The organism is Planctomyces sp. SH-PL62 (assembly GCF_001610895.1).
Classification (GTDB): Bacteria; Planctomycetota; Planctomycetia; order Isosphaerales; family Isosphaeraceae; genus Paludisphaera.
Genome location: NZ_CP011273.1, coordinates 4,295,701 through 4,322,460 on the forward strand (window position 1 = coordinate 4,295,701; position 26,760 = coordinate 4,322,460).

The window sequence follows — 26,760 nt, forward strand, 5'->3', positions numbered from 1 at the left end:
TCGATCATGAGCACGAAACCCAAATCGATGGAGAAGCTCGTCGAAGAGCTTCGCACCGCCAAGGCCCATATCCAGGAGGGGGGAGGTCCGGCGCGGCTAGAGAAACAGAAGTCGGAAGGGAAGCTCACGGCCCGCGAACGCGTCGCCGGACTGGTGGACCCGGGGAGCTTCGAGGAAATCGGCCTGTTTGCAAAACACCGACAGGTCGAGTTCGGGATGCTCGGCAAGGAGGTCCCGGCCGACGGCGTGGTGACCGGGGCGGCCTCGATCGACGGCCGTCTCATCCACCTGGCGAGTCAGGACTTCAGCGTCCTCGGCGGATCGGCCGGCGAGGTCCACTCGCTCAAGGTCGCCGACGTCATGAAGATGTCCCTCCACACCGGCAGCCCGTTCGTCTTCATCAACGACTCGGGCGGCGCACGGGTCCAGGAAGGGATCGACTCGCTCTCGGGATACGGCAAGGTCTTCTTCACGAACGTCTCGTTGTCCGGCGCCGTGCCGCAGATCTCGCTGATTTGCGGCCCCTGCGCCGGCGGGGCGGCCTATTCGCCCGCCCTGACCGACTTCATCATCATGACTCGCAAGGCCCAGATGTTCATCACGGGGCCCCAGGTGATCAAGCAGGTCACCGGCGAGCAGATCACCGCGGACGCGCTCGGTGGGGCCGACTCGCACATGGGCCACTCGGGCGTCGTCCATTTCGTCGCCGAGGACGACCAGGAAGCCCTGTACCTCTGCCGCAGGCTCCTCAGCTTCCTCCCGTCGAACAACCTGGAGGACCCGCCCCGGCTCGAAGCCCCCAACAACGTCGATCCCAACCCCGAGCTTAACGAGATCGTCCCCGTCGAGCCCAAGCAGGGTTACGACGTGCGCCAAGTGGTCGGCGCGATCGTCGATCAGGGGGACTTCTTGGAGGTGCAGGCCGGCTATGCGATGAACATGGTCGTCGGATTCGCACGCATCCTGGGCCGATCGGTCGGGATCGTCGCCAATCAACCCCAGGTCTTGTCGGGTGCCATCGACATCAACGCGGCGACGAAGGGCAGCCGGTTCATCCGGTTCTGCAACGCCTTCAACATCCCACTTGTCACGTTCGTGGACGTCCCCGGTTTCCTGCCGGGAGTTCAGCAAGAGTATGGCGGGATCATCCGCCACGGCGCGAAATTGCTCTTCGCCTACTCTGCCACGACGGTGCCGAAGATTCAGGTGATCCTGCGAAAATCGTACGGCGGCGCCCACCTGGCGATGGGATCAAAGGACCTGGGGGCCGACCGCGTCTTCGCCTGGCCGACCGCCGAGGTCGCCGTGATGGGGGCCGAGGGGGCCGTCGAGATCGTCTTCCGCAAGGAGATGGAGCAGGCCGAGGACAAGGCAGCCAAGCGGGCCGAGTTGATCCAGAAGTACAAGTCGACCTTCTCGACGCCGACCGCTTCGGCCGGACGTCGGCTCGTCGACGACATCATCGAACCGGCCGAAACCCGCAAGCACCTCGCGCAGGCGCTCGAGTATCTGAGCACCAAGCGCGAGCAGCGTCCGGCCAAGAAGCACGGCCTGATCCCCCTCTGAGCTGGAGCGAAACCCATGAAGACGGAAACGCCCAGCCTGGCGGACGTCCTGAAGGCGTTGGCCGCGATCCAGGCCGATCTCGCCCGTATGGGAGAGCGACTCGCCGCCGTCGAAGCCGTCCAATCCCGACCTATGCCGGTCCCGGCCGAGTCGGCCGCCCCGGCGGCCAAGCCCGCCGACCCTCTGACCCAGGAGACGATCCTCGCCATTGGCGCGGCGATCGCGGCGTATCTCGGCAAGAAAGCCCATATCCGGCAGATTCAGTTGCTCGGCTCCGTTGCCTGGGCCCAGCAAGGCCGGGTCACCATCCAGGCGTCGCACGCCCTGAACACGGCGAGGAGCCAGCCTTGAAACTCAAGATCACCGTAGACGGGAAGTTGTACGAGGTGGACGTCGAGGTCTCGGAGCCCGAGCGGGCCAAGCCCGGCTTCGTCCCCCCCATCGGCCAGATCCGCGTTCCCGCCGCTCCGACCGCCCCGGTCGCCGCATCCTCCGCGGTCGAGACCGTCGGCGACGAGTCGAAGGTCTGCCGCAGTCCGTTCGCCGGCACCGTCTCGCGCGTCGAGGCCCAGGTCGGCGCCAAGATCAAGCTCAACGAGGTACTCGTCGTCATCGAGGCGATGAAGATGGAGACCTCGATCACGGCCCCCGCGGCCGGCAAGATCGCCAAGATCAACGTCGCCGCCGGCGACGCCGTGAAGCAGGGGCAGATCCTCATCGAGTTCGAGTGATTCCGGCCCGGGCGGCCGGCGGGTCTGGGTCGCTGGGCCCGCCGGATCCCGATCTGGGGATTCCCAAGGAGAGACACATGACGCCCGTCAAGGCCGTCAATCACATCGGCATCGCCGTCCGGTCGATCGAGGCGCAGAAGGAATACTATACGAATGTGCTCGGTGCCGTCTTCGAGGGCGAGGAAATCGTCGCCGACCAGAAGGTCAAAGTCGGTTTCTTCCGCGTCGGCGACGTTCGCATGGAATTGCTCGAGCCGACTGATCCGACCAGCACGGTGGCCGCTTTCATCGAGAAGAAGGGGGAGGGCCTCCACCACGTCGCGCTGGAAGTCGACGACATCGAGGCCCGGATCGCCGACCTGAAGGCAAAGGGCCTGCGCATGATCGACGAAAAGCCTCGCGCCGGCTCGCACCACCTCCAGATCGCCTTCGTCCACCCCAAGAGCACTTTCGGCGTCCTCACCGAGATCTGCGAGGTTACGCAGGAATCGCACTGACGCGATCGTCCGGACAGACGCGATCGTCGCGATTCTCGGAACTTCCGGTGCATGGGCCTCGCGTCCTCCTCCCTCATCCGGGCATCGTCGCGTAGAATGGACGCAAAGGCGCGGGGCGGCACGCCCTCCCTCGCGCCTTCTTCGATTCGTCGAGCCGGAGGCGTCGTCGCCTCGGCGTCTCCCGGCCCCTTCCCCGTTGAACAGGAAATCGATATGAGCGTGGTTGCCTCGAGTCCCGCCGCCGGACGGAGGCCGGCTCCCCGATCTCGCCTCCAGAGGTTCCTGACCTCATCGATCGGGCTGAAACTGATCATGGCTTTCTCCGGCGTCTTTCTTTCCCTCTTCGTGCTGGGCCATATGCTCGGCAACCTCCAGGCTTATCAGGGAGCCGAGGCCCTGGATGCCTACGGCAAGCTGCTTCGCAAGGAGCCGGCGCTCCTGTGGACGGTCCGCGCGGGTCTGCTGGTCCTCGTCGGCCTCCATATCTACGCGTACCTCGCCCTGACCCGGCGGAACAACTCGGCGCGGCCCAAGGGATATCGCCAGAGGAAATGGCGCGAATCGAGCTTCGCGTCCCGTTCCATGAAGCTTACCGGCCCGCTGATCCTGGCCTTCATCATCTACCATCTGCTGCATCTGACGACCGGGACGGTCCACCCCCACTTCGAGGAAGGAGCCGTCTATCACAATCTCGTGACCGGCCTCGGGGGCGTGAACGGCCTGATCTACCTCGCCGCGATGGTCATGCTCGCGTACCACCTCTGGCACGGCGTCTGGAGCATGATGCTGACCCTGGGCCTCCCGGAGGGGCGTTACGGATCGCTGGGCCGCACGGTCGCCACGATCTTCACCATCCTGGTCACGGTGGGGGTCGCGAGCGTTCCCCTGGCCGTGCTGACCGGCGTCCTCCATCAGTGATCGGAGACTCCTCGTGGAACTGAAATCCAACGTCCCTCCCGGTCCGCTCGAGACCAAGTGGACGCAGCACAAGTTCGATATGAAGCTCGTCAATCCCGCGAACAAGCGGAAGTATTCCGTGATCGTCGTGGGGTCGGGCCTGGCCGGCGCCTCGGCCGCGGCCTCGCTCGCGGAGTTGGGATATCAAGTGTCCTGCTTCTGCTACCAGGACAGCCCCCGCCGCGCGCACTCGATCGCCGCCCAGGGGGGCATCAACGCCGCCAAGAACTACCAGAATGACGGCGACAGCGTTCACCGGCTCTTCTACGACACCATCAAGGGGGGCGATTTCCGGGCCCGCGAGGCGAACGTCCACCGGCTCGCCGAAGTCTCGGTCAACATCATCGACCAGTGCGTCGCCCAAGGCGTCCCCTTCGCTCGAGAATACAGCGGCCTCCTGGCCAACCGCTCGTTCGGCGGCGCGCAGGTTTCGCGCACGTTCTACGCGCGGGGCCAGACCGGTCAGCAGCTCTTGCTCGGGGCGTATCAGGCCCTCGAACGCCAGATCGGCCTGGGCGCCGTGCAAATGCACACGCGGCACGAACTCCAGGAGCTCGTCGTCATCGAGGGCAAGGCCCGCGGCATCGTGGCCCGCGACCTGGAGACCGGCCAGATCGAGTCCTACGCCGCCGATGCCGTGATCATGGCGACGGGGGGCTACGGCACGGTCTTCAATCTGGCGACCTACGCCAAGGGCGCCAACTGCACCGCGATCTGGCGGGCTTACAAGAAGGGGGCGGCCTTCGCCAATCCTTGCTACACCCAGATCCACCCGACCTGCATCCCAGTCACGGGCGAACATCAGAGCAAGCTGACGTTGATGTCGGAGTCGCTCCGCAACGACGGCCGGATTTGGGTTCCCAAGGCCAAGGGGGACAAGCGGCCCGCCGGCCAGATCCCCGAGGCCGAGCGGGACTACTATCTGGAGCGGAAGTATCCCGCTTTCGGCAACCTCTCCCCGCGCGACATTTCATCCCGGGCCGCCAAGGAAGTCTGCGATGAAGGCCGGGGCGTCGGCAAGACCGGCTTCGGCGTTTACCTGGACTTCGCCGACGCGATCAATCGTCTGGGCGTCGACACGATCCGCGAGCGCTACGGCAACCTGTTCGACATGTACGAGCGGATCACCGACGAGGATCCCTACAAGGTGCCGATGCGGATCTATCCCGCCTCGCACTACACGATGGGGGGCCTCTGGGTGGACTACCACCTGATGAGCACCATCGAAGGGCTGTTCGTTCTCGGCGAGGCGAACTTCTCCGACCACGGCGCCAATCGTCTCGGCGCCAGCGCACTGATGCAGGGCCTTGCCGACGGGTATTTCGTGATCCCCTACACCCTCGGAAATTACTTCGGCACGGTCCGTACCTTCGACAAGGTCGGCATCGATCATCCCGCCTTCCAGCAGGCGCGTGCCCAGGTCGCCGACCGGTCCAAGCGGCTCCTCGGCATCAACGGCGGCAGGACGGCCGACGACTTCCACCGTGAACTCGGCAAGATCATGTGGAACTACAGCGGCATGGGCCGCACCGAAGAAGGCCTCCAGAAAGCTCTCGCGGAGCTGCCCGTCCTCAAAGAGGAATTCTGGAAGGACGTGCGCGTGCCGGGTACGAACGGGGAGGTGAATCAGTCGCTCGAGAAGGCGGGCCGCGTGGCCGACCTGATCGAACTGGGCCAGCTCCTTTGTCTCGACGCCCTGGAACGCCGCGAATCCTGTGGCGCCCACTTCCGCGAGGAATATCAGACGCCGGATCACGAGGCCAGACGCGACGACGAGAACTTCTGCCACGTCGCCGCGTGGGAGTACACCGGCGAGGACTCGACTCCGGTTCGTCACGTCGAGCCGCTGACTTTCGAGAGCGTGCACCTCCAGACCCGCAGCTACAAGTAAGGGAGAGCCGGATCGTGGCGAACTCCATACCCACCATCGATACATCCGAGGGGAACCGCGATGGCCGGACAAGGTGAAGAGAAGCTTCTGAACCTGACCTTGAACGTCTGGAGGCAGAAGAATCGAAGCGCCGAGGGGAAATTCGAGACGTATCGAGACGAGGCGCGCGGCATCAGCACGGATATGTCGTTCCTGGAGATGCTCGACGTCGTCAACGAACGACTCATCAAATCGGGCCGCGACCCGATCGTCTTCGATCACGACTGCCGCGAGGGCATCTGCGGTCAGTGCGGCGTCGTGGTCAACGGCAGTCCGCATGGCCCGCGTAAGGCCACCACGGCCTGTCAGCTCCACATGCGGAGCTTCCAGGACGGTGATGATCTGACGATCGAGCCGTGGCGGGCGTCGGCCTTCCCGGTGATCAAGGACCTGATGGTCGATCGCGGCGCGTTCGACCGGATCGTCGCCGCCGGCGGATTCGTCTCGGTCCGGACCGGCAACGCTCCCGAGGCCAACAGCACCCCCATCCCGAAGGACGCCGCCGACCTCTCGATGGACGCCGCCGCTTGCATCGGCTGCGGCGCGTGCGTGGCCGCCTGCCCGAACGCCTCGGCGATGCTCTTCGTCGCGGCCAAGGCGGAGCACCTCAACCTCCTGCCTCAAGGGGTGCCCGAGAAAGATCTTCGCGTCGTGGCGATGATCGATCAGGCCGACGGCGAAGGCTTCGGCAATTGCAGCAACCACGGCGAATGCGAAGCCGTCTGCCCCAAGGAGATCAGCTTGGGCTTCATCGCGAGGCTCAACCGCGATTACCTTAAGGCCAGCCTCAAGCGGCCCCGCGGGGCCTCCGCGCCCGGCGGCGCAGGCTGATCCACGACCGACCGCAGCCCCTCCGGCCCTCCCGCCGGGGGGCCTTTCCTTTCTATCGCATCCTCGCCTCTCCCTCGCCCGACCCGCCCTCCCCCCTCCCGATGACTCTGCCCGGAGGACAGCCATGCGAGCGGCCTTGCGCCTTCTCCTGTCCATCATTCTGATTACCTATCTCTCGCCGTCGTCGACCCGGGCCCAGGTAGAGCCCTCGGGGCCGTCTCGCGCCGAATCAAGGGACGCAGCAAACCCGCTAGTTGGCTGGAGTCCTTTCTGGGCGCGATCCGAGGGAGCGGGAACCGCCGTCGTCGACCCGGCGGTGCGACGCGAGGGTCGTGACACCATACGAGTGGAGCAGAAGGGGCCCCGAGATTGGAGTCTCAGCCGGGAGCAAACGATCGAGGTGAAGCCTGGGCAGATCCATCGCCTCTCAGCTTGGTTCAAGGTGGCCGAGGGCTCGCGTGCTGTTCTCTCCGTGGTGCTTCGCGACGAGGGGGACCGCGTTCTGGAGTGGTCCTATGGCGAGAGAATCGCGGTTGCGCCGGAATGGGATCGGGTCGAGGCTCGGTTCATGATCCCGCCTGGTGCGAAGACCATGCAACCGCGCGTCATCGGCGACGGGCCGGCGAGATTCTGGATCGACGATCTCTCCCTGACGCTTGATCCGGATTCGCTCGTCATCGGTGCGAAGCCTAGCACGGAATCCCTTGAACTGGCCGACGCGCGGCTTCGGGTCGTCGTCGACCCGACCAACGGCGCGTTCCGCGTTCGAGACGCTCGATCGGGTCGTGAGTGGTCGCAGCCCTCTAACGGCTCTGGCCTCGTCATACTCGGTGCGAAGCGAGAATCCAACCAGATCCTGATCGATTTCGTCGACCCTCGCTCGATCATGAAATTCCGGGCGAGTGTGCGAATCGATCCTGATCCATCGGAGATCGTCGTCGAATTGACGGGCCAGGGACCGCTCGCCTCCCCGATCGCGTTTCCGTACCCGTTCGTCACTGGCGACGGCACAACGCTGATCCTACCCGTGAACGAAGGGATGAGCTACCCGGTCGACGACCCGAGCCTTCCCCCGATGGAGTTCATCCTCTACGGCGGCCATGGGCTCTGCATGGCCTGGTGGGGGGTCGTCGATGGACAGGCCGGATTGATGGCGATCGTCGAGACCCCCGACGACGCTTCGGTCCGCGTGCCTCGGTCCGAAGGGAAGCTCTGCCTCGCCCCACTCTGGGAACCGCAGAAGGGCCGGTTCGGGCCGACGCGTAGGATCCGATACATCTTCTTCGAGGACGGCGGATACGTCGCGATGGCCAAGCGCTATCGCGAGTATGCCAGGTCCACAGGGCTCCTGAAGACACTCGTCCAGAAGCGGGCCGAGAATCCGAACATCGACAAACTGGTCGGCGCCGCTAACATTTGGTGCTGGGACCGCGACCCCGTGGCGATCGTAAGAGAACTCAAGGAGGCGGGGATCGACCGAATTCTCTGGTCGAACGCCGCTACTCCCGAGCAACTCCGGAAGCTCAACCAGTTAGGGGTTCTCACGAGCCGTTACGACATCGATCAGGACGTGATGGACCCGGCGACATTCCCCAGGCTCCCGGACGTCCACCCCGATTGGACGACCAAGGCCTGGCCTGAAGACCTGATGCTCGATGCTCGGGGAAACTGGATCCGAGGCTGGGAAGTCGAGGGTAAGGACGGCCGGATGTACGCCTGCGGCGTCACCTGCGATCGACAGGCCGTAAGTTACGCAGTGAAGCGGATCGGCGAAGAGTTGAGGACGCACCCCTATCAGTCGCGGTTCATTGACACGACTACTGCATCGCCGTGGCGGGAATGCTACTCCCCCACGCATCCCGTCACACGGTCCGAGAGCCGTCGTTTCAAGATGGACCTGCTCGGCGTGGTCCACGACCGGTACAAGCTGATCACCGGCTCCGAGACGGGCCACGACGCCGCCGTCCCGTTCGCCGACTACTTTGAAGGCATGCTCAGCCTGGGCCCCTATCGCGTCGCGGACGCCGGCCGGGACATGGCGAGAATCGTGAAGGAAGTCCCGCCCCAGATCGAAAAGTTCCAGACCGGAGCATACTACCGATTGCCGCTCTGGGAGTTGGTCTTCCACGACTGCGTCGTCGCGCATTGGTACTGGGGCGACTACAACAACAAGCTCCCTGCGGTCTGGGCTCGTCGCGATCTCTTCAACGCACTGTACGGCACACCACCCATGTTCATGTTCACGGCCGATTCCTGGCGGCGAGACCGCGATCGCTTCGTGGAAAGCTATCGCACCGCGACCCGCGTGGCCCGGGAATCGGGCTACAGCGAGATGCTCTCGCATGAATGGCTGACACCCGATCACTCCGTCCAGCGAACGCGGTTCGCCGACGGGCAAGTCGTCGTCGTGAATTTCGGCGACCAGCCCTACCGCACTTCAGAAGCTGACCTCGTTTCGCCGCTGGGCGTTCTTATCCATTCGCGTGGCGAGACGCCTTGAACCACGCTTGAGTCCAGGCCTTGCGTCTGCGGCCTCGTTGAACAATAATTCAACGAGGCCGCGGGTGTGTCGGGTCTCATCTCGGCAGTCAGGCGGTCCGGCCAGGAAGAGGGAAAGACATGGCGCATGTTCGACTTGCGGTCGCGGTGGCCACGGCCGTGGCCATCGTCTCGGCGGCGACGCCGGGACGGTGCGAGGAGCCTCTGACATTCGAAAAGGACGTCCGTCCCATCCTCAGGGCGTACTGCCTGGATTGCCACGGGGGCGAGTCGACCAATGGCAAGCTGGACCTCCGCCTGAAGCGCTTCGCCGAGAAGGGGGGGACGAGCGGCCCGGCCTTGGTCCCGGGGGACGGCGAGGAAAGCTACCTCCTCGTTCGGATGCAAGAGGGCGAAATGCCCCCAGGCGAGAAGAAGGTCCCGGCAGATCAGATCGCCGTCGTCGAGCGTTGGATCGCCGCTGGCGCGCAAACCCTGCGAGAGGAGCCGGAACAGCTCCCGCCGGGCCTCCCGATCACGCCCGAAGACCGCGCGGGGTGGGCGTACCAGCCCATCAATAAAACGTCGCCGCCGGCGGTGGAGGGTTCCCACGCGCGGACGCCGATCGACGCGTTCATCCTGGCGAAGCTTCGCGAGAAGGGTCTCGATCTTTCGCCCGACGCCGACCGTCGCGCCCTGATCCGGCGAGCGACCTTCGACCTCACGGGGCTTCCGCCGACATCCGAGGAAGTGCAGGCGTTCCTGGACGACTCGCGAGCAGACGCTTATGAGAGGCTCGTCGATCGGCTGCTCGCCAGCCCGCATTACGGCGAGCGTTGGGGCCGGCACTGGTTGGACGTCGTCGGTTACTCCGACTCCGACGGCGACGTGAACACCGACACCATCCGTCCCTACGCATACAAGTACCGTGATTACGTCATCCGCGCCCTCAACGCCGACAAGCCGCTCGACCGCTTCATCGTGGAACAACTCGCCGGCGACGAACTTGTCGACCGCGCCGACGGCCTGACGGCCGACGAGGTCGAGACGCTGGCCGCCACCGGCTTCCTGCGTATGGTTCCGGATGGGACCTCGAATGGCGGCGGCGACATCCCGCTAACGTCGAATCAGGTGGTCGCCGACGCGCTCAAGATCGTCGGTTCCACCTTTCTCGGACTGACCGTCGGCTGCGCCCAATGCCACGATCACCGATACGACCCGATCCTGCACGAGGACTATTATCGGCTCCGGGCCGTGTTCGAGCCGGCGTTCGACCCGGCCCACTGGCGACGGCCAGGCCAGCGGCTCGTCTCGCTCTACACGGCCGCCGACCGCGAGAAGGCTGCGGCTGTCGAAGCGGAGGCGGCCGTCCTGCAGAAGGCCGTCCAGGAAAAGACGGCGAAGTACATCTCCGAGGCGCTCGAGATCGAGTTGAAGAAATTTCCCGAGCCGACGCAAAGCCAGCTTCGCGACGCCCTCGCAGCCCCCGGTGACAAGCGGAGCGACGAGCAGAAATCCCTGCTCGCGAACAATCCAAGTCTGAACATCACCGCCGGCGTCCTCTATCAGTACAACGCCAAGGCTGCGGATGAGCTCAAGAAAGACAACGAGGTCGTCGCAGCGAAGCGTGCCGAAAAGCCCGTCGAGGATTTCGTCGGCGTGCTGGACGAATCGCCCGGCGTGCGGCCCGAAACCCGGATTTTCCACCGTGGCGACCACCGCCAGCCGACGAAGCCCGTGACCGCCGGCGACCTGACGATCACAGCTCCCGAAGGCTCGCGATTCGAGATCACCGACGCCGACCCGAAGGCCCCGAGCAGCGGGCGGCGCCTGGCCTTCGCGCGCCATTTGACCGACGGTCGTCATCCACTGACCGGCCGGGCCCTCGTGAATCGGTTCTGGATGCATCATTTCGGAAGGGGGATCGTGGAGACGCCGGGAGACTTCGGCGCTCTTGGCGCCAAGCCGACGCATCCCGAGTTGCTGGACTGGCTCGCTGCCGAACTGGTGGATTCGGGATGGAGCCTCAAGAAGCTCCATCGCCTGATCATGACTTCCAGCGTCTATCGCCAGTCCTCGCTCCGAGATTCGCATCGGGACCAACTGGACGGCGACGGCGCGTTACTCAGCCGCTTCCCGGTCCGCAGGCTCGACGCCGAGTCGATCCGTGATGCGATTCTTCAAACAGCCGGCCGGCTGGATCGAGGGCTTTACGGACAGCCCATCGCGATCGTCGAGGATTCCGTGGGACTGGTGAACGCCGTCGGAGACTCCGCGCGACGAAGCGTCTATCTTCAGGCCCGCCGCACGCAGCCCGTGTCGTTCCTGACGACGTTCGACGCACCCGTGATGAGCGTCAACTGTGAGCGTCGGGTCGAGGCGACCTCGGCACCGCAAGCTCTGATGCTCATGAACGGGGATTTCGTGCTCAAGCATGCCGAAACGCTCGCCGGGAGGATCCTCACCGAGATTCCCGGAGACGATCCCGCCGCCAACGACCAACGTCTCGTCAGTGTCTGGAACGCGACCTACCTCCGATCGGCCTCGGACGAGGAGGCGGCGTGGGCCGGGAAGTTCCTCGTCGAACAGCAGGCCGCGATCGCCCTGGATCCGGCCGAGAAGGATCCTCGACGTGCGGCGTTCGTGAACCTGTGCCAGCAGCTCCTCAATTCGAACGAGTTTTTGTATGTCGACTGACCAACGCTTCCCGACCCGCCGGTCGTTCCTGGCGAACTCGGCTTTCGGGGTGGGGGCCGTGGCCCTGGCGCACCTGCTCCGGGACGAAGGGCTCCTGGCCGATCCAGGCAACCTCATCCCAGAAAACAACCCGCTCACCCTGAATCCGCGCCCGCCCCATTTCGCGCCTCGCGCGAACGCGATGATCTCGCTGTTCATGCACGGAGGCCCCTCGCACGTGGACCTGTTCGACCCCAAGGAGGAACTGTCCCAACGCCACGGGATGGATTACGAGGGGGAGGTCGGCTTCAGCTTCGTGAATCGGGCCAGCAAGAAGTTGTTCGGGAGTCCCTGGAAATTCACCCGGCACGGGGAATCCGGGACTGAGGTCTCCTCGCTCCTTCCTCACATCGCCGAGTGCGTCGACGACCTTTGCGTGATCCGCTCGATGCATACCGGGCACAACGGACACGAGGTCTCCATCCGGTTTTTCCACGGCGGGATCCCGGCGCAGACCGGTCGACCGACGCTGGGGAGTTGGCTGGTCTACGGCCTGGGGAGCGAGTCCCGCGAACTGCCGGCCTACATGGTCCTGTCCGATCCGGGCGGACATCCCGTCGACGGCCCCTTGAACTGGTCGAGCGGCTTCATGCCTGCGCTCTATCAGGGGACGGTGCTCCGGCCCGAGGAGCCTCGCATCCTCAACCTCGACCCGCCGCCGAAGCTCAAGGGAGGGATCCAGGAGCGAAACCTCGCTTTCCTGGAGCGGCTGAATCGCGGCCACCTGGCCCGTCATCCGGGAGAGGCAGACCTGGAGTCCCGTATCCAGAGCTTCGAACTGGCCGCGAAGATGCAGACGGCCGCCAAGGAAGCGCTCGACGTTTCCCAGGAGCCGAGGTCGATCCAGGAACTCTACGGGCTGGACGACGAGGCGACACGAGACTACGGCACCCGTTGCCTGATCGCACGCCGGCTCGTCGAGCGCGGTGTGCGGTTCGTCCAGATTTTCCTGGGGGGGCAACCCTGGGACAACCATGGCGGAATCCAGTCGGGGCTGCCCGCGATCTGTCGGCGCACCGACAAACCCTCGGCCGCACTCGTCAAGGATCTCAAGCAACGTGGCCTGCTCGACACGACCCTCGTGCATTGGGGAGGCGAGATCGGTCGCTTGCCGGTCGTCGAGGGCGCCCTCGACTCCAACGCTGGTCGAGACCACAACGGCCAGGGCTTTACGATCTGGATGGCCGGCGGCGGCGTCAAGCCGGGGATGACGTTCGGTGCGACCGACGAGGTCGGCCACCGGGCGGTCGAGAACATCGTCACTCCGAACGACTTCCAGGCCACGGTGCTCCACCTCTTCGGCCTCGACCACGCCCGCTTGACCTACCAGTCGAACGGTCGCGCCCAGCATCTGATCGACGGTCGCGAGGCGCGCGTCGTCCGCGAAATCCTCAATATGGCCTGACATCTTCAAGGAAACGTGCGCTCATGACTCGACGATTCCGCCGATTCCTACTCGTCTCGACGGCGACGGTCGCTTGCCTCGCGACGCGGGCCGAAGCCTTTGAGGCCCCGAAACCACTGAAGGCTGGCCTGTTTTCGGTCGATGCGACCCCGCCGGTCGGGAGCCCCCTGACCTATGATCCGACGACGGGAGTCGCGCATCCCTTGAGCTCCAAAGGCGTGGTCCTGATCGGAGAAGGGGAGCCGATCGTTCTTTGCGCCCTGGACTGGATCGGCGTCGCCAACGACGGCCAGCGCGAATTCCGCGAGGCTCTCGCCAGGGCCGCGGGGACGTCGGTCGAGCGCGTCCAGGTTCACACCCTTCATCAGCATGACGCCCCAATCTGCGACTTCTCATCGGATGCGATCCTCGCCGAGCAGGGAATCAACGCCGAATTCTTCGACTCCCCCCTCGCCCGGGACGTGATCGCCCGCACCGCCGAGGCGGTGAAGAAGGCGGTCGCCGACGCTCGCCCCATCTCGCACGTGGGTCTTGGCGAAGGCATCATCGAAAAGGTGGCCTCGAACCGACGGGTCCTCGACGATTCGGGCACGAAGGTCGAACATGTGCGCTTTTCCGCCACCAAGGATCCGAAAGTTCGAGACAAGCCCGAGGGACTTATCGACCCGTCTCTCAAGATGCTCAGCCTTTGGGACGGCGAGACGCCGGTGGCGATCATGACCTTTTATGCAACCCACCCGCAGAGCTACTATCGCACAGGCCTGGCCAACCCTGACTTCCCCGGGATCGCCCGCGATCAGCGGCAGGAAGCCACCGGGATCTTTCATGTCCATTTCGACGGAGCGGGCGGCAACATCACCGCCGGAAAGTACAACGACGGCTCGCCCGAGAACCGTCAGGTCCTCGCCGACCGCGTCGCCGCGGGCATGAACCAGGCCTGGGAGGCCACCGTCAAAACACCGGCGTCCGCCGCCGACCTGGGGTGGAAGTCGCTGAAGGTCGCCCTACCGGTCGATCCCGAGCTCGAAGAGGCCGATCTGGCCAAGACCGTCGCAGACAAGGCTCAACCCGGTCGTAAGCGTTGGAAGGCCGCCTGTGAGTTGGCCTGGGTTCGGCGTTGTAACTCGGGCGATACGATCGATGTCGCGTGCCTGAAGCTCGGCAAGGCCCGCGTCCTCCTGATGCCAGGCGAGTTGTTCATCGAATACCAACTCGCCGCTCAGAAACTACGTCCCGACCTATTCGTCGCGATGGCCGCCTACGGCGACTACGGCCCGGGCTACATCGGCGTCGAGGAGGCCTATCCCCAGGGTGGATACGAGACCTCCCACCACGTCTCACTCGTCGCGCCGAGCGTCGAAACCGTCCTGATGGATTCGATCAAGTCCCTGCTGCGAGACTGACGCGGAGGCCCGTGCCCCCCGTCAAAGGGGCGGGGGGCACTCGTCCAGGATCGCCCCGATGGCTTTCAGATAGCGATCGGCCGATCGGTTCACGGCCTCCTTCGCGTCGTGGTCGATCTGTAGTCCGGTCGTGAAGCCGTAGATCCGGTCGAAAGCGAACGGCTCGACGGCGGCCACGGCCCGCCGGACGGCGTGCGCGGGGAGCGGGATGTAGTTGGGGTAGGAGTACATGAAGCTGACGTGACGGCGATCCGGGCAGACCTGCAGCACGTCCCCGGCAAGGATGACGCCACGACCTTCCGCCCCGTCCGGCCAGTGGAGCACCGTTGCGCCATCGAAATGGCCGCCGCAGCGGATCAGCGTGATCGAATCGTGCAGCGGGAGACTTTCCCCCGTCCAGTAGCAGACGGCGGGGGCCGGTCTGGCCACCCATCGTCGATCCGAATCATGAACATGGACGGGGACTCCTCCGAACGCGCGGCTCCACTCGATCATCGAGCTGTAGTAGTGAGGGTGCGAGATGGCCACGGCTGCGATCCCGCCGAGATCTTCGACCGCTGAGATGGTCTTCTCATCGATCAGGGAGATGCAATCCCAAAGGATGTTGCCGCCGGGAGACTGGAGCAGGAGCGCCCTCTGGCCGATCCCAAACTTTGGGGCCGTCACGAAGCTGCTAAGCCTCGACTCCTCTTCTTTGATCACGTTCTCATGGCCTGATCGAAGGGCTTCGAGCGTCGTCCATTTCTGACCTTCCAGCCCGACGTACTGCCGTTCATCCTCGCAAATCATGCAGATTTGAGGACCGGCCGATGCGGCTCCATACTGGACGCCGCAGGTCGAGCAAATCGGGTGGATCATAGGTTGTCTCGCTCCTGGCCATGCTCGTGAATTCGTGTGCGTCGATTAATGGGGGGAGGAGAGCGGCGAGTCGTCGTAGTGCGCAAGTAAGTCGGCCGCGTCGTCGTAGATCGCGATCGCCCCCTTCAAATCGTCGTCGTCCCATCCTCCCGATCGAAGTGCGATCACGGCGACCCCCGCTTTCGTCGCGGCCTGGACGTCGTACGGCGTGTCGCCCAGCATGAGGACCTGGGAGGCGGGACGATCGGCTTGATCGACGGCCGCGACGACGATGTCCGGGTCTGGCTTCGACCTCTCGGCGTCATCCGATGATGTCTGCGCCTCGATGAGATCGTCGACGCCCGCGAGCTTCAGCAACGTCTCCAGCTCGTTCGCCTGGGCCGAGCTGGCCACGACGATTTTCAAGCCGTCTCGCTTCATGCGGAGGATGAGGTCGCGTACGTCGGGGAAGGCCCGGATTCCTGGGGCGAGTTGCTCAAGAAAGATCTTGGAGCGATCCTGCTGGAGGGCCTTGGCCTCGGGGTCCTCCTTGCTTTGTCCGATCAACTCCGGAAGCATTTTATCGCCGCCTTTGCCGATCCGTTCTCGGACCCGCTCGAACGAGACATCGTGTCCGTGGTCGCGAAAGGCACGCACCCAGGCTTCAGCGTGGGCGTCGTTACTGTCGACCAGGGTTCCGTCGACATCGAGGAGGACGGCTTCGAAACGCGGCATGGCATTGACTCCCGAGGCGGCGGAGCGTGAATCTTCCGCCTCGCTGATGATGCAACTGACATGCCTGGTTATGTGTCGCTCGTCAGGAAGGAAAGCACTTCGACCGGAGCGGCGACGACCTCCTCCGCCCCGTGGGCCTTCAGTTCTTCGATCTCGCGGAATCCCCAGGCGACGCCGATGGCGAACATGCCCGCCCGGTTCGCCGTCAGCATATCTACGGAGGAATCGCCGAGGTAGAGGATCTCCTCGGGCCGCAGGGCCAATCTGTCGGCGACCTCCAGCGCGCCTGCGGGGTCGGGCTTGCGCGGCACGCCGTCTCGCTGACCCAGAGCGACGGCGAAACGCCAGGGGGCGAGGTAGCGATTCACGCATTTTTGCGTGAAAACATCGGGCTTATTGGAAAGTATGGCCCTCGGGATCGAACGGGTGGCAAGGGCGTCCAGGAGTTCGGCGATTCCCGGATAGAGTTGCGTCGCGACGTCCCACCCGTGGTCGTAGAACCGAGCGAATCCCGCGACGCTTCGTGCGACGACCTCCGGCTTCGAAGCGTCGGCGGGTGGAAGCGCCCTCCGAAAGAGCGTAGCGACCCCGTCGCCGATGAATCGTCGATACGAGTCGATCGGATGCGGCGGAAAGCCCCCCTCCTGGAGCGCCAGATTCGCCGACCGACCGATGTCTTCCAGCGTATCCAGGAGGGTCCCGTCGAGGTCGAATAGAATCGCGCGGAGTTTCATGGGCGACCTGGAGTCCGTGGAATTCGCCTCGGTCCGCGTTTCAGGCGAACTGGGGCACCTTGAGGGATTCGCCATCTTTCAGTGCAGACTGGTGGGCGACCACGCCCGCCACAGTCATGTTGAGAGCCGAGACCACGTCGACCAGTGGCTTGCGCTTCTCGAGGATGGCCGTGACGAACTCGTCGGTCAGGTATCCATGCGATCCGCCGTGACCGCCCGACGCGACCTGGGGCGGTAGTGCCGGCCGAGACAGGTCGGGGAGTTGCTTCTCTTCGCCCTGGTAGCTCATCCCGGTCATGAACCCACGCTGGCCGTAGACGCGACCGGTCTCGCTCCCCGGGACGAACGTGTCCCAACTCACGCCGATCCGCGCCATGCCCCCTTCGCTGGTGCGGAAGAGGCCGATCTCGGTGCCGAACGGGTTGTCATACTTGTTGCCGCCGGGCCGGAACTTCTCCATGACGCTCGGCATCGCCTTGCACGTCACCTCGGTGAAGCTCCCGCCCGTGACGGCGACATAGTAGGCCGACGCGTGGGTGGGATACCATTGAGGCGGCAGGCCGACTCGCCACTCGCGGTACGAGGGGATCTGCTCGACGCTGTGGTGGTAGTATTCCCCCTCGGTGTAGACCAGCTTGCCAAGGGCTCCAGCCCTGTAGACCTGTCGCATCGCATGGAGATCCTCGTGAAACGCCGAGGTCTCGAACATCATGTAGGTTAGGCCGCTCGACTTGACTGCGTCGAAAAGGGCGTGGGCCTCCTCGATCGAGCCGAACACGGCGGGGACCGCCGAGGCGACGTGCTTGCCGTGCTTCAGCGCCTCGATGGCGTGCCGAGCATGGCTCGGGGCGTCCGTCGCGATGAAGACGGCCTCGATCGTATCATCCTTGACGAGTTCCTCCAGGGAGGGATACGTCTTCTCACACCGACAGGCCTTCGCCAGGCCGGCGCAACGGTCCGGGAACAGGTCGCTGACGGCCGCCACGGTCACGTTGGGATGGTCCTGAAACCCGAACGCCGCCCCGAACTGGCAGACGCCGTAGCCGATCACGCCGACGCGGATCTTGCGATCCGAGACCGGCTGCCAGACCTTCGTCGACCTGGCGGACGTCTTCACTCCTTCAGCCCCGAGGATGTCCGCCCCCGGCGCCTGCTGGCCGCGAGCGGAGCCCTGCAGCCCGCCCATGGCGGCGAGCCCGAGCGAGCCGGCTCCGAGCGACTCCAGGAATGATCGGCGTGACGACATGATTTGCTCCTTGTTCAGTCACAGGACTCGTTCAGACGACCCGATCGTAAAACAAGCGTTGATCAAATTCCAGACTCCCGATCATCCCACGGCCTCGTCAACCCGCCTTAATTCGCGCCACGCGGAGAGACCCGGCTTCGAGGCGAATGGAGCGAGACCACGTCCTTCGACCCGTTGGAAATCCCGTCGCGGGATCGGGATGACATGCCCGCTGGCAAGGTCGGAGCCGGGTGGCATCCCGCCGCGTCGGCTCCCGCCTAGCCTCTCGCGAAGTGCGGGGCGACGGAATACAGTGGGGGAGTGAGCGACGACAAGCCTTCCGTGGAAACGTCGAGAGAGGTCGTATCATGGATCGTCGTGGGTTTCTGAGATCGGGTGCGATGGGCCTTGCGCTTCCTTCCGCCTTCCGAGCGAAGGCCGAAGAAGCCGCCGATCAGGCGGTCAAGCGGGTGGGGATCGTGGGGCCGGGCTGGTACGGCAAGGTCGATCTCCTGCGGCTGATCCAGGTAGCCCCGGTCGAGGTCGTCTCGATGGCCGACGTCGACAAGCGGATGCTGGCCGAGGCGGCCGACATCGTCGCGGGGCGGCAGGCGTCGGGGAAGAAGCCCCGCACCTACGGCGACTATCGCGAGATGCTCAAGGAGAAGGACCTGGACATCGTCCTGGTCGCCACGCCCGACCACTGGCACGCCCTGCCGATGATCGCGGCCGTCGAGGCCGGGGCCGACGTCTACGTCCAGAAGCCGATCAGCGTCGACATCGCCGAGGGGACCGCGATGCTTCGCGCGGCCAGGAAGCACGGGCGCGTCGTGCAGGTCGGAACCCAGAGGCGAAGCACGCCGCACCTGATCGAAGCTCGAGACGAGATCGTCAAGTCCGGGAAGCTTGGGAAAATCGGCTTCGCCGAGATCTATTGTTATTATCACATGAGAGGAAATGGATCGCCTCCGGAGGGCCCTCCCCCGGACTACCTCGACTGGGAGATGTTCGTGGGCCCCGCGCCCATGAGGGGCTACAACCCCAGCATCCACCCGCGCGGATGGCGAGGGTACATGGAGTTCAGCAACGGGATCATCGGCGACATGTGCATCCACATGCTCGACACCGTACGCTGGATGCTCGACCTGGGCGCGCCGCGCACGGTTTCCTCCGCGGGAGGGATCGTGATGGGCAAGGGCGGGTCCAGCAACACGACCGACACGCAGGTCGCCACGTTCGAGTTCGACGGCCTCGACGTCGTCTGGCAGCATCGGACCTGGGGATCCTCGCCCGACCCGCAATATCCATGGGGCGGCACACTCTACGGCGACAAGGGGACTCTCAAGTTCAGCATCAACGGATACGACTTCATCCCCAACCAGGGTCCGTCCATCCATCGCGACGTGACCATGGAGTTGGAGCAGTACCCCGTCGACAAGACCGAGAAGGATCTGGAACGCCAGGTGGCGCCGGCGGTCCGCTACCACATGCTCGACTTCCTCTCGGCGATCGCCAATCGGAGCAAGCCGGTCGCGGATATCGAGCAGGGATACCATTCGACGACCGCTTGCATTCTTGCCAACATGTCCCAGAAACTGGGCCGATCGCTGGCCTGGGACGCCGAGAACCATCGGATCGTCGGCGACGATGAGGCTAACAAGTTCCTCCAGCGACCCTATCGCGATCCCTGGACCCACCCCTCGGCCGCCTCGGTCTGACCCGGACCTCGGCGAGCCGACTTCCCACGATCTCCCCCATTCGAGGACCCGAAAATGCCTCTCTCCTCAGGGCCGGAAAACACGCGTCGCGACTTGTTCCGGGCGGCCACGGCCGCCGTCGCGGCCGGCGCGACCCTTGGTGCATCCCCCACCTCAGCGTTCGCCGCGGCCGCGCCCAGGTCGGCCGCCGAAGGTCGTTTAAAGCAGTCTGTCTGCCGCTGGTGCTACGGCAAGATCTCGCTCGACGAACTCTGCTCCGCCGCCAAGCGGATGGGGCTCGTCGGGATCGACTTGCTCACTCCCCCCGACTTCGAGACCATCAAAAAGCATGGACTCATCTGCACGATGGTCGGCTCGCATCCTCTGACGGACGGCCTCTGCGAGCCCAAATTCCACAAGAAGTCGCTTGAAATGATGAACGCGGCGATCGAGGCGACCTCGAAGGAGGGCTGGCGCAACGTCATCTGCTTCTCGGGGAACCGGCGAGGAATCGACGACAAGGTCGGGATGGACAACTGCGTCCAGGCGCTGAAGGAGATCGTCCCGGTAGCCGAGAAGGCCGGCATCGTCCTGAACATGGAGCTGCTCAACAGCAAGGTCGACCACGCCGACTACATGTGCGACAACACCAAGTGGGGCGTCGAACTGGTCAAGCGGGTCGGCTCGGACAACTTCAAGCTGCTGTACGACATCTACCACATGCAGATCATGGAAGGTGACGTCATCCGCACCATCGAGAAGGACCACGCCGCGTTTGGCCACTACCACACCGGCGGAAATCCGGGTCGCCATGAGATCGACGACTCTCAGGAGCTCAACTACAAGGCGATCGCCCGCGCCATCGCCGACACCAAGGACGAGGTGTTTTTCGCGCACGAGTTCATCCCCGTACGCGACCCTCTGACCAGTCTGGCCGAGGCCGTCGAACTCTGCATCGTCTGAAAAACCGCCCCTTGGATCTCCCGAATCGCTCGACCACCTTCCCCCCCTTCTCGGAGGGGGAACGCCGCACGCACCCGATCAGGGGCATCAGGCCGGCTTCACGGCCTTCTCCAGCCCGACCGGCGCGTAAAAAAACGGGTGGAGGAGTCGAAACTCCTCCACCCGCTTACCCTCGCATGACTTCAGATCCCTATCGGTTCGGAATAGCAGGCCTTTTCGATAGAGTGATCAAAGCCAGCCGGGTCCTGACTCGGTGATCATGCTTGTTCGGCGATTCGTGTCGTCTTCGAGGCGGCTGCATCGCATGCGTCTGAAAGAGAATGCGGGAGAAGCCAGAGCTGCGGGGCGAGATGCGTCTCGTAATCGCATCCCGACCTTTCTACTCAAACCATAGATCGCACGCGGCGATCGGTCAAGTTAATCAAAAATCGAACCGGGCCGACCAACGGAACCTTCCCAATCGGCCTATCGGTTCAGGTCACCGAACCCTCGCGACGGTCGCAATCCTTAAGTTCGCCCTCGACGATGCCGAAAAGTGAGTTAACAGCCGAGATCGCACAAGGCCGTGCGGCTGTCGGATCGTCGTCCTTGCGACGGTGGACGACCGGCATCATCGAGGGCTCGACGCTCCGACCGGATCGGCCGGGGGGTGGGCTGGGGTTAGGCCCAAATCGGCGAGGACGAAACCTTGAACCGGACTCATGGACGACCACCGCGCTGGGGATCGCTCTCCCTCTTCCTGGGGCTTTGGCTCGGGATGGGCGTCGGTCTCTCGACCTTCGCGGGAGAGCCGGTCGAAAGCGCTCGCTCGACATCGACCGACGTCGAAGCAGACCGAAAGCCGGTGCAGCCTCTGGACGTCGCGGATTCGAAGGTGCACGGCACGATCACCGTCGATTTCGAGCAGGTCACGATCGCGGAATTACTCAAACTCGTGAGCGTGGTCGAGAAAGTCGATGGTGTGATCCACATCGTCTCCTCGAAAGATCAGGACGGACAGTCCTCGATCGTCGTCACCGGCTCGCAAGGCGGGTTGGCCCTGTCCCGACCTCAAACGCCGAACGCCCCCAATCTCGTCATCGCCTCCGCCAACGCCACGACACGACATCCCGCCAGCCGAGTCGCGGATGCTCCTCCCATGTCCCGCCGCGCGAAGATGGAGTTTCCACGACTGGCCGCGATCGGCCGACTCCTGGGCGTTGGTGGACCGCACGAGGACCCGGATCCCCTGCGAGTCAGTGCGAATTCACCGAACGCTCAGAGAGTCACGTCCGCGTCGGCTCTGGTGAGGCGCGAAGGAAAGTCCAGCCTGCAACAGACGCCGGACTCGTCCGCGCAGAGCATGGGAGATGATCTCTCCCTGTCCGCCGGCTCCCGGATCAACGAGCTGGCCAGCGGTGCGACGCCGATCCTCGGTGCGTTTCATTCGCCCTGGCCCGCCCCAGGCCCGGAGTCGCACGCCTTTCGACCCGACCGCGACTCGCAGGTCTCGCGCGCCGTACATATCTCGCAAGATGCTGTGAAGTCGGCTCCCCAACGCCACGTCGCGGCCGACGGGGAAACCTTCGAGGCCCTCGCAGGGCGTTACTATGGCGATTCGCGTTACGCCTGGGCCCTCTGGTGGGCGAATCGCGACCGAGTAGCCTGGCCGGACGCTCTCACTCCCGGAAAGCTGATTCTCGTTCCCGGCCTTGGAGACCTCGATCCCAAGATGGTCATGGCCCAGTCGCCGAACGCGGTCGTTTTGCCTCGCCTGGAGCGAACCGAGCCACCTCGCGATCCCGAAGTCGATCACGCTTCGTATGTTGAGAAGCAGTCGTCGACTGCTCCTGAAGCTTCGCCGGCTGGCGGGTTCGCCGTTCATGTCGTCCGGCCCGAGGATACGCTCCGAATCATCGCCCGTGAGAAATGCGGCGATGAACGGAAGGCTCTCGACATCATCGCCTTGAATCAGAATGTGTTGACTCCCGAGGGACGTGCTCGGGTCGGCCAACGACTGATCCTGCCCGCCCCGGTCGCGTCGCCCGCCCCCTAAGGTCGGGTCGACCCGTCCCAGGGTCGACTCAATTCAAAACAGGCTCCCTCCCATCGACGGAGGAGAGCCTGTTGGTGTTTGGTCCCAGGTCGAGCCAGTCAACGAGCGTTGAGCGTCCAGTAGGGCCCGGGACCGAACGCGATCCCGAAGCGGGTGGCCGCAGGCGAGAGCATGTTGTCTCGATGGCCCGGGGAGTTCATCCATCCGGCGGCGGTCGAATCCGCGTCGCTGTAATTGTAGGCGCAGTTCTGGATGCCGGCAGGGTTCACATGGTGGCCCAGACCTCGCCGGCACTGCTCTGCGTTGTTCTGCTGCGCCCAGGACGAAAGGTCCGCGTCGTAGGCCAGAGGATGGAGGCCCGCGGAGGCGCGGATGCGGTTGAGGACGTGCATGAAGCCGTAAGGATCGCATCCCCCCGCGTAGTCGTAAGCCAGGGTCTCCTGCTGGGCGACCTGCGCGGCGACCGGAGCCGCATCGGGCGCGGCGTACTGGACTTCCTGGACGGCCGCAGGTTCAGCCTGAGCGTAGGTGTGGCCGTAAGCCGGAACGGCCGGCTGTGCGTGGACGTGCTGATGTTGGTGCTGGTGCGAAGGCTGGCGGAACCGTGCCACCAGACGGGAGATCGGCCCCTCCGACTCTTCCTGAGCCGAGGCCGAGGCGGGGGCGGCGACGAGGGCGAGCATCAGGATCCAGGGGGTCTGGAGCTTCGTCATCTATTTTGCCTTTTCTCTGGATGTAGTCTCGATAAGGCGCACCGGAGGCGCTTCGGCTCCCAGCCCCGCGTCCCAAGGGATGCGAAAGCCGTGACCGCTGAGGGAGAGCGAAGTCGCCGAGCGTCGGATGAGCCGGAGGAATTCGATGCGAGCGAGGCGGTATGGCTGGGCCGTTTGAATCCGCCGCAGGTGCGACGCCGGCCGCTTCCGAGTACGGCCTCTCTTATGGCAACTGCCGTGCCGAATCCTCGCTGTAGGTGATTGCGGTGATTCGGGTTGCGATCGAATCGATCGTGGCGGTCGTAGGGCGAATCCGAAGCGTCTCGGGATGCCCGGCGGGTGAAAAGTTACAATGCCGATGAAGGATCGCTTGAAAGCTTTACTCTCCAGCGAACAACCTTCGTCCAGACTGCCGGAGCGTTCGAATCGTCGCGACTCGGAGTCGTCCACCGGCAGAATCGTCTGGTTCTCCTTCCGGAAAAGACCGAGGCCCAATAATCCCCCGGGCGCGTCGAATTACCTGTGTATGGCGGGCCGACTCGACTCGGAGGCCCCGCCGATCAGGTTCGTGGACGCAGAATCGGACGCGGACGAACACCCAGGTTCCCGGGATTCAGGAGATTCAGCATGGCCTGCTCATTGGTCAAGAAGTCGGTGCTTGGTGCGGCCCTTGGAGCCGGGACGCTGTTCCTGGTGTTCGGCACGCACGCCCCCAGCTACGTGAAGACCGCGTTCCACAAGGTGAGGCGAGACGCCAAGAGCATGGTGCCCCTCCCCTTCGACATCGATCGGGCCCGCGAGGAGATCTCCAGCCTTGAGCCGGCGATCCGCGAGAACATCGAAAAGCTCGCCCGCGCCGAGGTCGACGTCGAGCACCTGGATAAGGAAGTCGTCGCCATCCGGGCGAACATGGACACCGAGAAGACGGCGATGCTCACCCTTCGCGAGAGCCTCAAGACGGGCGACTACCGCCTCGCCGGCCACAGCCGGGTCGCCTACACCGAGGACGAGGTCAAGAACGACCTGGCCCGTCGCTACGACTCGTACAACAACGTGAAGAAGATCCTGGAAGCCAAGGAATCGACGATCAAGGCCAAGCAGAGCGAGATCGTGGCCTTCCGCAAGCAACTGGTCACGATGATGGCCCAGAAGAAGACCCTGACCACCAAGCTCGACGAGATCGAGGCCCGCCTCCGTCAGATCGAAGCGACCCAGACGTCGAACGAATTCCAGCTCGACGGCGGGGCCCTGTCCCACGCTCGGGAGACGGTCGCCGACCTGGAGAAGAAGCTCGAGGTGATGGCTCGCAAGGCCGAGATGGAAGGCCGCTACGCCGAATCCGGGGTGCCCGTCGAGGTCAACCCCTCCCGCGACGTCGTCCAGGAGATCGACGCTGAGTTCACCCCCGCGTCCAGCCCCAGTCCCGAGGTCAAGACCGGCGGGAAGAGCCTCTAAGGACCACCGCGAACGGTAGACCCCCAAGGGCCGTCCGGCCGCCCGGAAACGCGGCGGTCGGACGGCTTCTTCCAGTTGTCGGATCGCGACGATGGGCCGGCCGGCGATTACGGCCTCCCCGCCCCGCCCCCCGCATTGCCGCCCGCGCGTCAGGCGAAGGACGGACCTCGGCCCTCACGACGCCTCGCTCGACGGGTTGAGCGGCGTCAGATATCCAGCGTAAGATGTGCGGAGAGCGAGAACCCCATGGTCACTCCGGGCGGCGAATCAACCATGATGGGGCATTGGCGAATCGTGCTGCGACAGGCCGAGGAGGCCGCGCGGGGCGGACGGTACGAGGAAGCTTTCGCCCTGGCCGGCCGACCCGAAGTCGCCGACCATAACCAGGCTGTGCAGTTTCGAGGTCGGTTAGGCCTGGAGCTGATCGCCCGGGCGACCCGCCGAGCCTCGTCCGACGACCTCTCCGGCGCGGTCGACGACCTTCGTCTGGCCGAACGACTCGGAGCCCCCCGACTCACTGGCCGCCGCCCGGCTCGGCCTGGCCGACCTCGTCGCCGACGAGATCCGCGGCGACCTGGAAGTGGGCGAGCCGATACGGGCGCTCGACCGTATCGAGACCCTGGCCCGAGACAAAATCGGCGGGCCTTCCTTGCGACGCTTTCGGGAGATCGCCGACGCCTGGCGACAGGCGACGACCGAAGCCCGCCGCGGCGAATTCGGCCACGCCCACGAACACTTCGACCGCGCCGAGCGACTCGCGGCGGGGGCGGGAGCGATCGCCGTCCAGAATGCGGTCGCCACGGCTCGACGCGACCTCGAGGTCCGCCAGAAATCGGCGTCGCCTTTGGTCGAGGAACTTTACACTGCCCTGTCCGGGGGCGACTGGCCCAGGATCCTGGCCGCCGCCGAGGCCGTGGTGGTCACCATTCCCGATCACCCAGCGGCCCGCCAGGCGCGTGCGAACGCCTGGCAGCGGATCGCCGCCATCGGCCCCTCAAGCGGCTCGCAATGGGCGCGCCGCACCGCCGAGCCCGCGCGGATCGTCCGCGACGCCTCGGCGTCGGAGGGCCAGGGTCGTTCTGCCGAGGAGCCGCCGACGCGAAGACACGGCGAGGGCCGCGTCTTCCCGATGCTGAAGCCCGCGGCTCCCGGCCGCCGCCACGACGCCGAACCCGATCGCCCGCTGGCCCGCGCCTCGGCGGTGGGGCCGAAGGGCCGTTTTCTGCTCTGGGCGGACGCCGTCGGCGGCTTCCTCGTCTGCCTGGATGACCGCGTCGTTCTGGGCCGTGCCGGCGCGGACAGCCCAGCGGACGTCCCCTTGATGGGAGACGTGTCGCGAAACCACGCCACGCTCGTCCGGGGGAGCGAGAGCTACCTGCTGGAACCACATCAGGAGTCGTACGTCAACGGCCGACGCGTGATCGAGCCGACCGTCCTCCGGAGCGGCGACGTGATCCGCCTGGGCTCGACGGTCGAGCTGGAGTTCCGCCAACCAAGTCCGTTCAGCGCCACGGCCCGGCTCGCGATCGTCAGCCGGCATCGCCTCCCGATCGCGGTCGACGGCGTACTGCTCATGGCCGAGACCTGCATCGTCGGCCCCGAAAGCCAGGCGCACATCTCAGCATCGACGCTCCGGGACCCCGTGGTCCTCTATCGCCAGGGGGACTCGCTCTGGTGCCGGGCCAAGGGAGGCTTCGAGGTCGACGGCCGCCCCTGCATGTCGCGGGCTCAGCTCGCGATGACGTCCAGCGTGCTGGGCGAGGGCTTCTCGTTCAGCCTCGAGCCCTTGAGTCCGAGTTCGGTCTGATCCAAGAGCGTGTCCCGATCGGTCC

The 26,760-nt window shown here is 64.9% G+C and carries 21 protein-coding genes; 16 read left to right on the plus strand and 5 right to left on the minus strand.

The features are described from left to right. The first annotated feature begins 6 nt into the window (after positions 1-6). The 11 genes from VT85_RS16645 (at position 7) to VT85_RS16695 (ending at position 14,534) form a co-directional block, all read left to right on the plus strand. The gene (locus VT85_RS16645; RefSeq protein WP_068417676.1) at positions 7-1,566 is read left to right on the plus strand and encodes an acyl-CoA carboxylase subunit beta; all 1,560 of its coding nucleotides are present in this window, start codon (positions 7-9) and stop codon (positions 1,564-1,566) included. Positions 1,567-1,581: 15 nt separating this feature from the next. Next, the gene (locus tag VT85_RS16650; protein WP_068417678.1) at positions 1,582-1,917 is read left to right on the plus strand and encodes a hypothetical protein; all 336 of its coding nucleotides are present in this window, start codon (positions 1,582-1,584) and stop codon (positions 1,915-1,917) included. Further along, on the plus strand, positions 1,914-2,297 hold the full coding sequence (locus VT85_RS16655; protein ID WP_068417681.1) for a biotin/lipoyl-containing protein: 384 nt from the start codon (positions 1,914-1,916) through the stop codon (positions 2,295-2,297). The genes VT85_RS16650 and VT85_RS16655 overlap by 4 nt, the downstream gene beginning before the upstream one ends. A gap of 77 nt (positions 2,298-2,374) precedes the next feature. After that, positions 2,375-2,794, plus strand: a complete 420-nt coding sequence (gene mce / locus VT85_RS16660; protein ID WP_068417683.1) for a methylmalonyl-CoA epimerase — start codon at positions 2,375-2,377, stop codon at positions 2,792-2,794. 312 nt (positions 2,795-3,106) lie between these two features. Beyond that, complete coding sequence (locus VT85_RS16665) at positions 3,107-3,712, plus strand: succinate dehydrogenase cytochrome b subunit (protein ID WP_197490808.1); 606 nt, start codon at positions 3,107-3,109, stop codon at positions 3,710-3,712. Positions 3,713-3,725: 13 nt separating this feature from the next. Then, positions 3,726-5,642, plus strand: a complete 1,917-nt coding sequence (locus VT85_RS16670) for a fumarate reductase/succinate dehydrogenase flavoprotein subunit (protein ID WP_068417689.1) — start codon at positions 3,726-3,728, stop codon at positions 5,640-5,642. Positions 5,643-5,729: 87 nt separating this feature from the next. Further along, positions 5,730-6,512: a succinate dehydrogenase/fumarate reductase iron-sulfur subunit gene (locus VT85_RS16675; protein ID WP_068422175.1), complete on the plus strand. Its 783-nt coding sequence runs from the start codon at positions 5,730-5,732 to the stop codon at positions 6,510-6,512. A gap of 124 nt (positions 6,513-6,636) precedes the next feature. Beyond that, positions 6,637-9,012 carry a glycoside hydrolase gene (locus tag VT85_RS16680; RefSeq protein WP_082858660.1) on the plus strand — a complete coding sequence of 792 codons (2,376 nt, stop codon included), beginning with the start codon at positions 6,637-6,639 and terminating at the stop codon, positions 9,010-9,012. Positions 9,013-9,131: 119 nt separating this feature from the next. After that, a complete protein-coding gene (locus tag VT85_RS16685) occupies positions 9,132-11,687 on the plus strand; it encodes a PSD1 and planctomycete cytochrome C domain-containing protein (RefSeq protein WP_082858661.1) in 2,556 nt (851 codons plus the stop codon). Continuing rightward, positions 11,677-13,131 carry a DUF1501 domain-containing protein gene (locus tag VT85_RS16690; RefSeq protein WP_068417698.1) on the plus strand — a complete coding sequence of 485 codons (1,455 nt, stop codon included), beginning with the start codon at positions 11,677-11,679 and terminating at the stop codon, positions 13,129-13,131. The genes VT85_RS16685 and VT85_RS16690 overlap by 11 nt, the downstream gene beginning before the upstream one ends. 218 nt (positions 13,132-13,349) lie before the next feature. Beyond that, positions 13,350-14,534, plus strand: coding sequence for a hypothetical protein (locus VT85_RS16695; protein WP_197490810.1), 1,185 nt, complete (start codon positions 13,350-13,352; stop codon positions 14,532-14,534). A gap of 21 nt (positions 14,535-14,555) precedes the next feature. On the opposite strand, the gene VT85_RS16700 is transcribed toward VT85_RS16695, so the two are convergent. The 4 genes from VT85_RS16700 to VT85_RS16715 all read right to left on the minus strand — a co-directional run bounded on the left by VT85_RS16700 (position 14,556) and on the right by VT85_RS16715 (position 18,086). Further along, entirely contained in the window at positions 14,556-15,392 is an 837-nt protein-coding gene (locus tag VT85_RS16700; RefSeq protein WP_068417703.1) for an MBL fold metallo-hydrolase, read from the minus strand. A gap of 45 nt (positions 15,393-15,437) precedes the next feature. After that, positions 15,438-16,106: an HAD family hydrolase gene (locus VT85_RS16705; protein ID WP_068417705.1), complete on the minus strand. Its 669-nt coding sequence runs from the start codon at positions 16,104-16,106 to the stop codon at positions 15,438-15,440. Between the two features lie 68 nt (positions 16,107-16,174). Then, positions 16,175-16,840, minus strand: coding sequence for an HAD family hydrolase (locus VT85_RS16710; protein ID WP_068417708.1), 666 nt, complete (start codon positions 16,838-16,840; stop codon positions 16,175-16,177). Positions 16,841-16,880: 40 nt separating this feature from the next. Further along, positions 16,881-18,086 carry a Gfo/Idh/MocA family protein gene (locus tag VT85_RS16715; protein ID WP_068417711.1) on the minus strand — a complete coding sequence of 402 codons (1,206 nt, stop codon included), beginning with the start codon at positions 18,084-18,086 and terminating at the stop codon, positions 16,881-16,883. A 347-nt stretch (positions 18,087-18,433) separates the two neighbouring features. Here VT85_RS16715 and VT85_RS16720 point away from each other — a divergent pair, with 347 nt between their 5' ends. The 3 genes from VT85_RS16720 to VT85_RS16730 all read left to right on the plus strand — a co-directional run bounded on the left by VT85_RS16720 (position 18,434) and on the right by VT85_RS16730 (position 22,760). After that, a complete protein-coding gene (locus VT85_RS16720; protein WP_068417715.1) occupies positions 18,434-19,783 on the plus strand; it encodes a Gfo/Idh/MocA family protein in 1,350 nt (449 codons plus the stop codon). Positions 19,784-19,837: 54 nt separating this feature from the next. After that, positions 19,838-20,725 (plus strand): hydroxypyruvate isomerase family protein, encoded by an 888-nt coding sequence (locus VT85_RS16725; protein WP_068417718.1) that lies wholly within the window; start codon positions 19,838-19,840, stop codon positions 20,723-20,725. 688 nt (positions 20,726-21,413) lie between these two features. Continuing rightward, complete coding sequence (locus VT85_RS16730) at positions 21,414-22,760, plus strand: LysM peptidoglycan-binding domain-containing protein (protein WP_156512905.1); 1,347 nt, start codon at positions 21,414-21,416, stop codon at positions 22,758-22,760. A 98-nt stretch (positions 22,761-22,858) separates the two neighbouring features. On the opposite strand, the gene VT85_RS16735 is transcribed toward VT85_RS16730, so the two are convergent. Beyond that, on the minus strand, positions 22,859-23,473 hold the full coding sequence (locus tag VT85_RS16735) for a CAP domain-containing protein (RefSeq protein ID WP_068417724.1): 615 nt from the start codon (positions 23,471-23,473) through the stop codon (positions 22,859-22,861). 627 nt (positions 23,474-24,100) lie between these two features. Here VT85_RS16735 and VT85_RS16740 point away from each other — a divergent pair. Next, positions 24,101-24,928, plus strand: a complete 828-nt coding sequence (locus VT85_RS16740) for a hypothetical protein (RefSeq protein WP_068417727.1) — start codon at positions 24,101-24,103, stop codon at positions 24,926-24,928. A gap of 649 nt (positions 24,929-25,577) precedes the next feature. Further along, a complete protein-coding gene (locus tag VT85_RS16750; protein WP_068417733.1) occupies positions 25,578-26,735 on the plus strand; it encodes an FHA domain-containing protein in 1,158 nt (385 codons plus the stop codon). Positions 26,736-26,760: the final 25 nt, after the last annotated feature.

Coding starts and splice junctions, on each gene's coding strand:
- VT85_RS16645 (WP_068417676.1), top strand. CDS start 7: ATGAGCACGAAACCCAAATCGATGGAGAAGCTCGTCGAAGAGCTTCGC.
- VT85_RS16650 (WP_068417678.1), top strand. CDS start 1,582: ATGAAGACGGAAACGCCCAGCCTGGCGGACGTCCTGAAGGCGTTGGCC.
- mce (WP_068417683.1), top strand. CDS start 2,375: ATGACGCCCGTCAAGGCCGTCAATCACATCGGCATCGCCGTCCGGTCG.
- VT85_RS16665 (WP_197490808.1), top strand. CDS start 3,107: ATGGCTTTCTCCGGCGTCTTTCTTTCCCTCTTCGTGCTGGGCCATATG.
- VT85_RS16680 (WP_082858660.1), top strand. CDS start 6,637: ATGCGAGCGGCCTTGCGCCTTCTCCTGTCCATCATTCTGATTACCTAT.
- VT85_RS16685 (WP_082858661.1), top strand. CDS start 9,132: ATGGCGCATGTTCGACTTGCGGTCGCGGTGGCCACGGCCGTGGCCATC.
- VT85_RS16690 (WP_068417698.1), top strand. CDS start 11,677: ATGTCGACTGACCAACGCTTCCCGACCCGCCGGTCGTTCCTGGCGAAC.
- VT85_RS16700 (WP_068417703.1), bottom strand. CDS start 15,392: ATGATCCACCCGATTTGCTCGACCTGCGGCGTCCAGTATGGAGCCGCA.
- VT85_RS16705 (WP_068417705.1), bottom strand. CDS start 16,106: ATGCCGCGTTTCGAAGCCGTCCTCCTCGATGTCGACGGAACCCTGGTC.
- VT85_RS16710 (WP_068417708.1), bottom strand. CDS start 16,840: ATGAAACTCCGCGCGATTCTATTCGACCTCGACGGGACCCTCCTGGAT.
- VT85_RS16715 (WP_068417711.1), bottom strand. CDS start 18,086: ATGTCGTCACGCCGATCATTCCTGGAGTCGCTCGGAGCCGGCTCGCTC.
- VT85_RS16720 (WP_068417715.1), top strand. CDS start 18,434: ATGGATCGTCGTGGGTTTCTGAGATCGGGTGCGATGGGCCTTGCGCTT.
- VT85_RS16725 (WP_068417718.1), top strand. CDS start 19,838: ATGCCTCTCTCCTCAGGGCCGGAAAACACGCGTCGCGACTTGTTCCGG.
- VT85_RS16735 (WP_068417724.1), bottom strand. CDS start 23,473: ATGACGAAGCTCCAGACCCCCTGGATCCTGATGCTCGCCCTCGTCGCC.
- VT85_RS16740 (WP_068417727.1), top strand. CDS start 24,101: ATGGCCTGCTCATTGGTCAAGAAGTCGGTGCTTGGTGCGGCCCTTGGA.